This window comes from Caldicellulosiruptor sp. DIB 104C (assembly GCF_028198085.1).
GTDB lineage: Bacteria > Bacillota > Thermoanaerobacteria > Caldicellulosiruptorales > Caldicellulosiruptoraceae > Caldicellulosiruptor > Caldicellulosiruptor saccharolyticus.
Window position 1 is genome coordinate 2,598,552 of record NZ_CP116337.1, and the last position, 12,705, is coordinate 2,611,256.

Consider the following 12,705-nt stretch of genomic DNA (forward strand, 5'->3'; position numbering starts at 1 on the left):
CTCACATCTTTATTATACCACAATTCTTACTCAAAAGTTTAAAAAAATGTGTATCTTTTTGCTCAAGTATGGTATATATAAAGTTAAAGCAAACTCTTTTTGGGGGCTTATGATTTTAAGATGGACAGCCAAACTCAAATACCCGAAAAGTTTAAAAAATTCTTTTGGGATATTGAATTTGAAGATTTAGACATTCAGAGGCATAAAGCATTTATCATCACACGCCTTCTTAACTTTGGAGATCAAGACTCAATAAAGTGGCTATTTAGCACATATTCAAAAGAAGAGATTAAAGATGTTGTAAAAAATAGCAGAAGTCTTTTGAAAAAACCGGCAAGATTTTGGCAACTATATTTTAATTTGAAAGAGGATGAAATGAGGTGTTTTGAGGTTTTCAAAAAGATGGAAGGGATGTTTCCGTTTTAGGGGTATTTCAAAATGGAGGTTAGCGTTAAGATGTTTTTTAATGTTTTAGAGTATCAAAGATATGAAGTTCTAAATAAGATTGTAAAAAGTGATGTAATTGGAGAGTTTTACTTAGGTGGGGGGACAGGACTTGCTTTGCAGCTTGGACATAGAGTTTCAGAGGACTTCGACTTTTTCACCAATAGAATTTTCAAGCGACTATATAATATATAAATTGGAAAAAGCAGGCGATATAAACATATTGTACTCAGCAAAAGATACTCTTCATATGCTTTTAGATGGAGTTAGGGTAACATGGCTATATTATCCTAATCCTTTATTAGATAGTCTTGTAATACCAACTGAAATAAAAGGCTTGAAAATTGCTTCAAAAATAGATATAGGTGTGATGAAATTAGTTGCTATTTCTTCAAGAGGCTCAAAAAAAGATTTTATTGATTTGTACTGTATATGCCAATCAGGAATAGAGTTGGAAGAGCTTGTTAAGCTTCTTCCACAAAAATTTCCAAACAAAATGGTAAATCTTTATCATATCATTATAAGTCTCTGTTACTTTGATGATGCTGAAAATGAAGCAATGCCCAAGATGTTCATTAGACTTGACTGGGATAATGTCAAGAGGTTTTTCTTAGATAGTTGTCGGAAATTACTCAAATTAATAGAACAATAATTTTCAAGAAAGAAGGTGTACCATCTTGAAGATAATTACATTTTCGCACTACAAAGAGGTAACTGATGATGTTTTAAAAGATTCATATGCCGTTGTTATTGATCTTCTCAGGGCAACATCCACCATGATTTGGGCTATTTCAAATGGTGCAAAAGGAATAATTCCTGTTGAGGATATTTCTGAAGCGAGGCTTTTAAAGAGGTTAGATGAAAGCGTTCTTCTTGGAGGAGAGAGAGGCGGCTTAAAAATTGAAGGTTTTGACCTTGACAACTCACCTCTTTCGTACAAAAAGGAAGCCATTTTTGGCAAAACTGTGGTTATGACAACAACAAACGGTACAAGAGCGCTCAAGAAAGCATCCTTTGCAAAGCGAATCTTTCTTGGTTCATTTATAAATGCTAAAAAAACTGCAGAGTATATTATGAAAGAAACTCTACACTATAACATTGACACAATCTCAATTGTGTGTGCCGGAACAGAAGAGAAGTTCACACTTGAAGACATCCTTTGCGCTGGCTATTTTGTAGATTTATTTAAAAAGAATCTTCCAGATGTGTTTTTAGATGATCTTTCTCTTGCATCACATGTGCTTTATAAAAAATTTGAAAATGACCCTCATGAAATATTAAAATATTCATATCACTATAATCATTTAAAGAAACTTGGCTTTGAAGCTGACCTTGAATTTTGTCTCAGAAAAGACTTTGTGGATTGTGTATGTGAGTACAAAAACTTGGTAGTAGAGAAGGTGTAAAAATGTTTGAAATCTATCTTTCTTCATACTCAAAGAGAATTTATAGAAAAAGAGCCAAAATAACATCTATTGTAGGCATATTTGTAATCATTGCAATTTCAAGCTTACTTCACTTTGGGTTTGACTTTTTCGGCAGAATAAAGGCATCTGCTGTGATTTTTGCAGTCAACGATAGTGTATGGGAGCATCTTAAGATTGGATTTTTCGGAGGGTTGATTTTTTACATAATTGAATTTATTATTTATGGAAAGAAGTTTGACAATTTTATTGTAGGAAAATCAGTTGCACTATTTTTAATACCATTTTTAACAGCGGTGTTTTTCTACACCTATACAGCATTTTTAGAAAACAACCTAATTCTTGATATACTCACTTTTGTCTTAGCAGTAATAATTGCCCAGTTTGTTTCACTTGGAATAACACTGTCAAATAGAAAGGTAAAAAAAGGGCCGTTTGTACTACTTTTAATTATAATGCTGGTTTTATTTCCATTATTTACATACTTTCCACCCAAAATTCCAGAACTTTTTTATGATTTTGCTCACAAGCGTTATGGAATGTAGGTGTAAAAAATATATTCTAAATCTTAAAAGAATTCCAAAAAGGGGAGGAAAATTGTTCATGGAAAAGCCAAAATTTTATATAACAACGCCTATATACTATCCATCGGACAAACTTCATATTGGTCACACATACTGCACAGTTGCAGCCGACACTTTAGCACGATACAAAAGGCTGCAAGGGTATGATGTGTTTTTCTTAACAGGAACAGATGAGCATGGACAAAAGATAGAAAGAAAAGCTCAAGAGGTTGGCAAGACACCTCAAGAATATGTTGATGAAATAGTTGCGTCAATAAAAGATCTTTGGAAGCTTATGAACATCTCATACGATGATTTTATAAGAACAACAGAGGAGCGTCACAAAAAGGTCGTTCAAAAGATATTCACAAAACTTTACGAGCAAGGTGATATCTACAAAAGCGAATATGAGGGTTGGTACTGTACACCGTGCGAGTCGTTCTGGCTTGACAGGCAACTTGTTGATGGCAAGTGCCCTGACTGTGGCAGACCTGTTGAAAGGGCAAGAGAAGAGAGCTACTTTTTCAGACTCTCAAAATACCAAGATGCACTTGTAAAGTATATTGAAGAGCATCCGGATTTTATTGTTCCACAGTCGCGCGCAAATGAGATGATAAACAACTTTATAAAACCAGGACTTGAAGATGTATGCGTTTCAAGAACAACTTTAAAATGGGGAATCCCTGTGCCATTTGACCCAAAACATGTAATCTATGTTTGGATAGACGCACTTTCAAACTATATAACAGCACTGGGGTATATGAGCGAGGATGACAGCAAGTTCAAAAAATACTGGCCGGCAGATGTTCACCTTGTTGGAAAAGAGATTGTCAGGTTTCACACAATTATCTGGCCGGCAATGCTGATGGCACTGGGGCTTCCTCTTCCTAAGATGGTGTTTGGCCATGGCTGGCTGCTTTTAGAGGGTGGAAAGATGTCAAAGTCAAAGGGAAATGTAGTGGACCCAGTAGTGCTTGCTCAAAAGTATGGGGTTGATAGCTTAAGATATTTCCTTTTGCGTGAGATTCCATTTGGTGCAGATGGGTACTTTTCAGAGGATGCATTAAAGACAAGGCACAACAGCGACCTTGCAAACGATCTTGGAAATTTATTGTCAAGAACAGTTGCAATGATTGAAAAGTATTTTGATGGAATTATCCATCTTCCTGAAGTAAAAGAAGATCTTGACAATGAACTAATAACCTTGGCAAAGGAAGTATACAAAAAAGTGTGCAAATGCCTTGATGAGCTTCAATTTTCAAATGCCTTGATAGAAATCTGGAAGCTGATTGCAAGAGCGAACAAGTATATAGATGAGACAATGCCGTGGGTACTTGGCAGGGATAAATCTAAGCATCCGCGCTTGAAAACAGTTTTGTACAACTTAGCAGAGGTTTTGAGGATTGTTGCAATATTGATAGAACCATTTATGCCACAGACAACACCAAAGATGCTTGCCCAGCTTGGAATTTCAAAAGATGAAAATCCTGATATAACATCTTGGGAGTCAGCGGCAACTTTTGGGCTAATTAGAGATGGCACAAAAGTGAAAAGAGACCAGCCGCTTTTCCCCAGGATAGTTGATGAAAAGGAGGAGCAAGAAGTGCAAGAGCAAAATAAAACTGATGTTACCAAAATAGAAGGTGCTGTTCCGGCAGATGACAAAAGAGAAGATGAAAAGAAAGAGTATATTTCAATAGAAGATTTTTCGAAAATTGAACTCAAAGTTGCCAAGATTTTGGAAGCAGAAAAGATTGAAGGTGCAGACAAGCTGCTTAAGCTCATTGTTGACTTAGGTGATGAGAAACGCCAGATAGTTGCAGGCATTGCAAAACACTATTCACCCGACCAGCTCATTGGCAAAAAGATTGTGGTTGTTGCAAACTTAAAGCCTGCAAAACTGCGTGGTGTTGAGTCGCAGGGCATGCTTTTGGCAGCATCAATCGATGATGAGCTTTGCCTAATTACTCCTGAAAAAGACATCAAAGAGGGAGCAAGAGTAAAATGATCATAGATGTTCATGCTCACTATGATGATGAAGCGTTTTTGAACGATTTAGAGGATGTGATGGCAAGGCTGAAAGAAGAGAATATAATTGCCATCTCATCCTCTTCTTCTATTGAGTCTTCAAAAGAAAACATTGAGATTGCAAAAAAATATGATAACATTTATATAACTGTTGGAATTCATCCTCACGAGGCAAAGGATGCACCAAAAGATTTTGAAGATGGTCTTTTTGAGCTTGCCAAGTTTGAAAAAAATGTTGCGATCGGTGAGATAGGCCTTGATTACCATTACGATTTTTCACCAAGAGATGTGCAAAAAGAGGTTTTTATTCGCCAGATTGAGGTTGCAAAGAAATTAAATCTTCCCATTGTTGTTCACTCAAGAGAAGCGCATAAAGACACACTTGATATTTTACAAGAACATGCAATTGGCAAAATACCAATTTTGGTTCACTGCTATTCAGGAAGTGTTGAGATGAGCAGAATTTTAAGAAAACAAGGGATATATATCTCTGTTGGCGGGGTTGTGACATTCCAGAATGCAAAAAAGCTCATAGAGGTTGTAAAAGAATGCCCGCTTGAACTTTTGATGCTTGAAACAGACAGCCCTTATCTCACTCCTCATCCGTACAGAGGTAAGCGCAATGATTCAACATATTTAAAGTATGTGATAACAAAAATTGCAGAGATAAAGGGAGTATCTGAAGATGAGGTAATTGAAAAAACAACCCAAAATGCCATGGATGTGTTTGGTATTAAATAAAGCTAAAAAACAAAAAAAGATGGGAGATGAATCAAAGTAAAGATGGGAATGGTAACATACACAATTGACAACAAGTTATATATCAATGTTACAAACAAATGCACAAACTCATGCATATTCTGCATAAGAAACACTGAAAAAGGGCTCGGTAGCGAGTATGACCTGTGGCTTGACCATGATCCAACAGCAGATGAGATTTTAAACAGCATAAAAGACCCACAAAAGTATGATGAGATTGTCTTTTGCGGCTATGGAGAACCTCTTATAAGACTTGATACTGTGATTGAGGTTGCAAAAAGGCTAAAAGAAAAGACATCTGTGCCACTTAGAGTCAACACTAATGGACATGCCTCTTACATTCACAAGAAAAATGTTCCACAGCTTCTTCATGGGCTTATTGACAGAATTTCGATAAGTCTTAACGCTTCAAACAAACAAAAGTACAATGAGATTTGTAGACCATTTTATGAAGACATATATGACCATGTGATTGAGTTTATAAAAGAAAGCAAAAAATACATAAGAGAAGTATGGGTTTCGTGTGTAGATACGGTCATAGATGAAGAGGAGATAGACAGGTGCAAGGAAATTGCCAGAGACCTTGGTGTGAATTTTAAATTGAGAGCGTATGAGGGATAAAATTTGATTTTGCTCAGAGCTGAAAATGAAACTGACGGCGTTCGCAACTTAAAATTATGTTTAGAATATATAAAAAAATCACATTTTTTTATGTAATTCGGTCAATTATTCACATAACCACATCTACAAAAACAGAATAAAAACTTTGAAAAAGTTCATTTATTTTTGGTATTGATTGGTGTATACAAAAAACATATAATTAAAACTGTAAACAGCGGAGCAAGGGACAGACAACAAAGAAATGCGGCGGACAACCCCCTTGAGTTTTTAAAAAATACATACAGTGGAATCCCCCCGATTCATTTCCTCCTTTTATATAGAAAGCGGGCAGGAGCTCTACAAGCAAAGGAGCTTCTGCCCGCTTGCGATTTTAGGGGGAATTTTTTAACAAAGATTCTGCAAGAAGTCTCCATCTTCTGTAAGATGGAGATGAATTGCAGTTGATAAATATTTGGTTTCGGTATACAATTAAACTGGTGATGACAATGAAGTTTGATACTAATAAACATTCAGTATTTCTACTGTACTATCATTTGATTTTGGTAACAAAATACAGAAAAGATGTGATAGATGAGAGAATTTCAAGAAGGCTAAAAGAAATTTTTGAGTATATTCAACCTAATTACAACATAACCCTGGTTGAGTGGAATCATGATAAAGACCATGTGCATGTTTTGTTCAAGGCAACTCCTACAACATCACTTTCCAAGTTTATAAATGCTTATAAAAGTGCTTCTTCAAGGCTTATAAAAAGGAATTTCCTGAAATTAGGCAAAAACTGTGGAAGGAATATTTTTGATCAAGAAGTTATTGTTTGCTGACAAGTGGTGGTGCACCGGTTGAAGTGATTAGAAAATACATTGAAAGTCAAGGTGAGAAAAGAAAGTGTTGAAAGCATATAGGTATCGAATATATCCAACTAAAGCACAGGAAGAATTCTTTGAGAAGGCATTTGGTTGCTGTAGATTTGTATGGAACAAGATGTTAGAGGAAAAACTGGAAGCTTTGAAACAAGGTAAAAAAGTTCCAAGAATAACTCCAGCAAGGTATAAAAAAGAATATCCTTTCTTGAGAGAAGTGGATAGTCTTGCACTTGCAAATGTTCAAATGAAGCAGGAAAAGGCATTCAAAGACTTTTTCAAAAACCCAAAGCATTTTGGAATACCAAAGTTTAAGAGAAAGAAAGACAAGCAGTCATATACAACGAATAACCAACAAACAAAGAGCGGAAACGAAACAATTAGGGTAGACTTTGAGAAGGGGCTTTTGTATTTACCGAAGGTGAAAAGTGGAATAAAAGCAGTATTTCACAGGGAGTTTGAAGGAAAAATAAAATCGGCAACAGTTGTTAAGACAAAAGCAGGCAGGTATTATGTAAGCATACTTGTAGATGTGCAGGACCCAAGAAATAAGGAGGTAAATCGAATTTTTGAGAATGAGATAACTAAACGAGAGAATTTCATCTGTGGGATAGATACAGGGCTTATAAGTTTTGTTACGATTGCAAATGATACAGGGATTTCGAAAATTGAATACCCAAAGTATCTGATTAAAGCTGAGAAGAGATTAAAAAGGTTACAGAGGCAGTTATCAAGGAAGAAAGAGGGTTCTAAAAACTGGGAGAAAGCAAGAGAAAGACTTGCAAAGGAATATGAATATGTAAAGAACTCAAGGGAAGACTTTTTGCACAAGATATCTAAGACCATCATAGACGAGAACCAAGTCGTGGTGGTCGAAAGTTTGAACGTAAAGGGATTATCAAGAACAAGATTGTCAAAGCACATTCTTGATAGTTCATGGTCAAAGTTTTTGAGATATCTTAAATACAAGGCAGATTGGTATGGCATGAAAGTCATAGAGGCAGACAGGTCATTTCCATCTTCGAAAATGTGTAGCAGATGTGGATACATCAACAAAGAGCTAAAGTTGAAAGATAGAGTGTGGATATGTCCGAAATGTAAAGCAGTCCATGATAGAGATGAAAATGCTGCAAAAAACCTGAAAAACTATGGAATTGCTTATATAAGGAATCAGTAGGGTGGGGACCACCCGAATTTACGCCTGCAAAGACCTGGACCTCTACTGCTGGGAATACAATCCCAGTAGCAAGTCTGGTCGATGAAGCAGGAAGCCTCCACCTCTTCAGGTGGATGGTAGTTCACAAAATATTGTAAAATAGAATAAGGCATATTTTTTTTGTCAAAGGGGAATTTTAAAAACAACATGGCAAAGTACAGATTGGGTCAAGAAAAAAGAGGAGTAGTTTTTAGGAAAACTCAAAAAGAGAAGAAAAGAAGGTTTAAAAGAAAATATATACTTTACATCTTTGCTGCATGGATTTTGGCAAATGTACTTTTATTTTTGGTAAAAGAGTATCTTTCAAACTACTATTTTTCAACCCAGCTACCCGAACTTTCCCCGGAAAATTACAAAAAAATACTCATATTTGCACCACACTGTGACGATGAAACACTCTCATCTGCAGGTGTTATTCAAAAAGCACTTGCAGCAGGTAGCAAAGTTAAGGTTGTTGTGATGACAAACGGTGACGGTTTTACAAGAGCGGCTGGTCAAAACTTTGGCAAGATTAGATTAAAAGCCGAAGACTATATTAAATTTGGATACCTTCGTCAAAAAGAGACCATTCATGCGCTTGAGGATTTAGGGGTTGACAGGAAGAATATCATTTTCTTGGGATACCCTGATAGGGGTTTGAGGTATCTTTGGGAAAAGTACTTTGACTCAAAAGTGAGCTATTTTAATCCCCTTACCCGAACTTTTCATAGTCCATATTCAAATTCCTATGAGAAAAATGTCCAATACAAAGGCGTAAACGTGGTGAAAAACATAGAGAGTATAATAAAGTCATTTGAGCCAGATTTGATAATATACCCATACTCACGTGACCAGCATCCTGACCATTGGGCCACATCTGCATTTGTAAAGTTTTCACTTCTACAGCTGGGATATAAAGGTGAAGAATGGCAATATCTTGTCCACAGAGGTGACTGGCCAACTCCGTTTGGCAAGCACCCGGACATGTTTTTAGTACCACCCTTTAAACTTGCGTTTACAGACACTAAGTGGTATCAGGTGCCACTTGATGGTTTTATGATAGAGAAAAAAGCAAACTCTATTTCAGATTATCATTCTCAGATAAAGGTTATGCGAGGGTTTTTGGAGGCTTTTATAAGGCAAAACGAACTTTTTGCAAAGCTTGGCAATAGCGTTGCCAAAAGGTATGAGGGTGACAACCTGTTTTCGCCTAAATATCTGGTGATAGAAGAGCCAACGCATGATATCTGGTCGCTTATTTTTGAAAAAGGTGCGGACATAGATAGCATTTATGCTGCACATGATAGCGAAAATATATATATTGGTATCAGAATGGTTGGGTCTGCAAAAAGACTTATTAACTATTACCTTCACATTCGTGCATTCAAAGACCAAAAATATCTTGGAAGGATGTACATCCAAATTTCAGGAAGTAAAATGAAAAGCATAAAAAGTATGACAGCTCCTCAGTTTTCTTTGAATAATTCAAAATTTCAAAGAAACAAAAATTATATGATGATAGTTCTGCCAAAGAAAGATTTACAAAATGCAAATATGTTGTTCTTGAGCCTCAGGACAGAATTTTTGGGTCGGCAGCTTGACAGAAGCGCATGGAAGGTGATACTGCTAAAATAAAACCTTTATTGAGGAATTAGCTCTTCGTACTTGTAGGTAAATTCAATGAGCTTTGGTGCCATATAGATAGGACTGTTTGTTCTAAGTGCAAGTGCAATTGCATCGCTCGGTCTTGAGTCTATGACAGATATGACATTATTGTAGTCCTTAAGATAAAGCTCTGCATAGTAAGTTCCATCTTTGATGTCGGTGATTACAACCTTTTGAATTGAAATACCAAATTTTTGAAAGATGTTGACCATCAAATCATGTGTGATTGGGCGTGGAAGTTGCTGCTTTTCAAGGGCGAGTGAAATTGACTGTGCTTCTAAAGGCCCAATGAAGATTGGAAGTACCATTTTGTTGTTCTTGTCACACAACAGGACCGCAAATCCTCCACCTTCTTGGAAGAATGCAACGTTTAAAACGTACATCTCAATCATAGTGAATAGCACCTCTTTTAAATTGGAATAATTTACAACCAAGCAAAAGACCCCTTACTTTAATATTATGACACAAAGCAAGGGGTCAAATAAAGATTTTAGAAAAAATTATTTTTGGTTTTTTAAAATTCTAAGTGAGTTCAAAATGGCAATTAAAGCAACGCCGACATCTGCCAAAACTGCCTCCCAAAGATTTGCAAAACCCAGTGCACCCAAAGCCATAACTAAAAACTTTATAGATAGCGAAGTTGAAATATTTTGTATTACAACCCTGCGAACAAACCTTGAGATCTGGATCAGATCCAGAATTTTAACAGTTGAATTTTCAAGGAGTATTACATCTGCTGCTACAGTTGCAATGCTTGAGGCGTTCTGTGCAAACGAAATTCCAACATCACATACAGCCAAGGCAGGGGAGTCATTTATCCCGTCACCTACAAATACAACTGTTGCATTTTTAGCAACTTTTTTTATGTCTTCAGCAATCTTTGCTTTGTCTTGAGGAAGAAGATTTGCAAAAATTCCATCAAACTCAAGTTCACCTGCTAATTCTTCAGCAGCTTCCTTTTTGTCACCTGTGAGAAGATAAGTTTTTGTCCCCAGTTTTTTTAACAAATTCAATGTATCTTTTATATCTTGTCTGAGAAAGTCCTTCAAAACCACATATCCACAAAACTTATTATCTACACCAACATATACTGCTGTTGAAGCAATAAAATCTTCTTTTATATCAATCTTAACACCATTTTCTTCTAAAAACTCTTTTGTTCCAGCAATGACTTTTTTGCCATCTACAACTCCTTCTATTCCTTTGCCAGGATACTCTTTTACTTCTTTTACTAACTGGGCATCAACTTTGACTTTAAATTCTTTGGTAACAGAAAGAGCAATTGGATGATTTGAAAAACTTTCTATGTGGCAGAGAAGTTTTATAAACTCTTCATGGGATATATCTTTTGTCACAACTTTGTCAACTTTTAGGCTGCCTTGAGTGATAGTTCCAGTTTTATCAAAAAGAATAGCATAAATTTTCCTTGCCATCTTGTCAATGTATGTTGTCCCTTTTACAAGGATTGAAGCTTTAGATAGTCGTGCAACCCCTGCAAAATAGGAAAGAGGCACAGATAAAACAAGGCTACACGGGCAAGAAATAATCAGGAATATCAGTGCCCTATAAACCCACTTGTCAAATGGCTGTGAAAACAAAAGTGGAGGTAAGAGTGCTACCAAAAGAGCAAAGAGCGTAACAATAGGGGTATAAACCTTTGCAAAAGAAGTAATGAACCTCTCTGTCTGTGATTTTTTAGATGTTGCATTTTCTACAATCTCTATTATCTTTGAAATTGTAGAGTCTTTGTAAAAGCTCTTAGCAAGCACTTCTATCGTTCCATCAATATTTATTGACCCCGCAAAGACCTCATCGTTTTTTTTCACAGGAATTAGCCTTGACTCACCTGTGACTGCAGATGTGTCCAAAAAAGATCTACCTGCTGCTACAACTCCATCAATAGGTACCCTTTCACCTGCTTTGACAATGACAATGTCACCAGGAACGATGTCTTTTGGATTTACCCTTTTTATTTCATTTTCAATCTTCAGGTTTGCATATTCAATTTCAAGGTTTTTCAAGGAATTTATGGTCTCCCTTGACCTTCTGATTGCTGTCTCTTCAAGCAGCTCGCCTGTTTTGTAAAGAAGCATAACAAGGACTGCTTCAGGATATTCTTTGAGCAAAAAGGCAGAGATTGTTGCAACTGTCATCAAGAAATTTTCATCAAAGACTTTTAATAGAAGTAGATTTTTCAAAAACTTTTTTATTACATCTTTTCCCGCTAAAATGTATGCCAAAACAAAAAATATCAGCCCCCACCAAGTTCTTTTGTAAATAAAAAGTCCAATTACAAAAAAGAGAATTGACAGAATTATCAAAGACAGTTCTTTTATATCAACCACAGGCTTTTCGGCTTCTGCCTCTAAAACTCTCACGTTCGGCTCAATTTCATTTACAATTCTTGCAACACTATCCAAAAAGAGTTTATAAGTGTTAGGTGAGATTTCAGCTGTGAGCTTTTTTGTGACAAAGTTCAAATTTGCACTTTTGACAAAGTATAGGCTATTTACCCTTTCCTCAATTTTAGCTGCACAGTTTGCACAGGAAAGATTTTCTAATATGAGTTCAACCTTGCCATTTCTCAAATTTACCATCCCCTCTTGATGTTATTAATTTTTGTAAACAAATCAAGCTTTTTCTGAAAGGTGCAAAAGCCCAAGCTCTAATATACTTTTTACATGGTCATCGTTTAAGCTGTAATAGACCACTTTTCCTTCTTTTCTGCTCTTAACCAGCCTAAATGCCTTTAAAAGCCGCAGCTGGTGAGATATTGCCGACTGCGTTACCTGAAGCAGCGCTGCTAAATCGCATACACACATCTCTGATATCAAAAGTGCGCTTAAAATCTTCACTCTTGTGGAATCAGAAAACACTTTAAAAAACTCAGATAGATCAAATAGCTTCTCATCATCAGGTAAATCTTTTTTAACCTTTTCAAGGATGTCCTGATGAATCACTGTGCATGAGCAAATTTCAAGCTTTTTTGACATTCATTTCACCTCAAATCACTGGTGGATTGTTAAGCAAAAATAATTAAGATTCTATTTTAAAAAACATATGAACAATTATTCATATGTTCATTATATATCTTTTTGTATTGTCTTGTCAACCACCACAGGATTTTTAGCTTGAAAGATGGCAAT

At 36.0% G+C, this 12,705-nt stretch carries 13 protein-coding genes and 1 pseudogene; 11 read left to right on the forward strand and 3 right to left on the reverse strand.

Going from position 1 to position 12,705, the window contains the following annotated elements; translation table 11 throughout:
• The first annotated feature begins 120 nt into the window (after positions 1–120).
• From PGC14_RS12725 to PGC14_RS12775, 11 genes and pseudogenes are all read left to right on the forward strand, one after another.
• Positions 121–426, forward strand: a complete 306-nt coding sequence (locus PGC14_RS12725; RefSeq protein ID WP_011915794.1) for a DUF6922 domain-containing protein — start codon at positions 121–123, stop codon at positions 424–426.
• Between the two features lie 30 nt (positions 427–456).
• Positions 457–639, forward strand: coding sequence for a nucleotidyl transferase AbiEii/AbiGii toxin family protein (locus PGC14_RS12730; RefSeq protein ID WP_271629127.1), 183 nt, complete (start codon positions 457–459; stop codon positions 637–639).
• A 28-nt stretch (positions 640–667) separates the two neighbouring features.
• Positions 668–1,096 carry a nucleotidyl transferase AbiEii/AbiGii toxin family protein gene (locus tag PGC14_RS12735; protein ID WP_271629128.1) on the forward strand — a complete coding sequence of 143 codons (429 nt, stop codon included), beginning with the start codon at positions 668–670 and terminating at the stop codon, positions 1,094–1,096.
• Between the two features lie 25 nt (positions 1,097–1,121).
• Positions 1,122–1,850: a 2-phosphosulfolactate phosphatase family protein gene (locus PGC14_RS12740; RefSeq protein ID WP_271629129.1), complete on the forward strand. Its 729-nt coding sequence runs from the start codon at positions 1,122–1,124 to the stop codon at positions 1,848–1,850.
• 2 nt (positions 1,851–1,852) lie between these two features.
• Complete coding sequence (locus PGC14_RS12745) at positions 1,853–2,413, forward strand: DUF6512 family protein (RefSeq protein ID WP_271629130.1); 561 nt, start codon at positions 1,853–1,855, stop codon at positions 2,411–2,413.
• A gap of 58 nt (positions 2,414–2,471) precedes the next feature.
• Positions 2,472–4,439 carry a methionine--tRNA ligase gene (gene metG / locus PGC14_RS12750; RefSeq protein ID WP_271629131.1) on the forward strand — a complete coding sequence of 656 codons (1,968 nt, stop codon included), beginning with the start codon at positions 2,472–2,474 and terminating at the stop codon, positions 4,437–4,439.
• Positions 4,436–5,200 carry a TatD family hydrolase gene (locus PGC14_RS12755; RefSeq protein ID WP_271629132.1) on the forward strand — a complete coding sequence of 255 codons (765 nt, stop codon included), beginning with the start codon at positions 4,436–4,438 and terminating at the stop codon, positions 5,198–5,200. Before metG ends, PGC14_RS12755 begins: the two co-directional genes overlap by 4 nt.
• A 42-nt stretch (positions 5,201–5,242) precedes the next feature.
• Complete coding sequence (locus tag PGC14_RS12760) at positions 5,243–5,839, forward strand: TatD family nuclease-associated radical SAM protein (protein ID WP_011915800.1); 597 nt, start codon at positions 5,243–5,245, stop codon at positions 5,837–5,839.
• A 485-nt stretch (positions 5,840–6,324) separates the two neighbouring features.
• Positions 6,325–6,731: pseudogene (tnpA, locus tag PGC14_RS12765) on the forward strand (IS200/IS605 family transposase).
• Positions 6,725–7,876 (forward strand): RNA-guided endonuclease TnpB family protein, encoded by a 1,152-nt coding sequence (locus tag PGC14_RS12770; RefSeq protein WP_271629133.1) that lies wholly within the window; start codon positions 6,725–6,727, stop codon positions 7,874–7,876. Before tnpA ends, PGC14_RS12770 begins: the two are co-directional and overlap by 7 nt.
• 186 nt (positions 7,877–8,062) lie before the next feature.
• Positions 8,063–9,529 carry a PIG-L deacetylase family protein gene (locus PGC14_RS12775; protein WP_271629134.1) on the forward strand — a complete coding sequence of 489 codons (1,467 nt, stop codon included), beginning with the start codon at positions 8,063–8,065 and terminating at the stop codon, positions 9,527–9,529.
• 5 nt (positions 9,530–9,534) lie between these two features.
• Here the strand turns inward: PGC14_RS12775 and PGC14_RS12780 are convergent, their stop codons facing one another.
• From PGC14_RS12780 to PGC14_RS12790, 3 genes are all read right to left on the reverse strand, one after another.
• Positions 9,535–9,951 carry a bifunctional nuclease family protein gene (locus PGC14_RS12780; protein WP_271629135.1) on the reverse strand — a complete coding sequence of 139 codons (417 nt, stop codon included), beginning with the start codon at positions 9,949–9,951 and terminating at the stop codon, positions 9,535–9,537.
• A gap of 108 nt (positions 9,952–10,059) precedes the next feature.
• Entirely contained in the window at positions 10,060–12,147 is a 2,088-nt protein-coding gene (locus PGC14_RS12785) for a heavy metal translocating P-type ATPase (protein ID WP_271629136.1), read from the reverse strand.
• 42 nt (positions 12,148–12,189) lie between these two features.
• Positions 12,190–12,552: an ArsR/SmtB family transcription factor gene (locus PGC14_RS12790; RefSeq protein WP_127351000.1), complete on the reverse strand. Its 363-nt coding sequence runs from the start codon at positions 12,550–12,552 to the stop codon at positions 12,190–12,192.
• Positions 12,553–12,705: the final 153 nt, after the last annotated feature.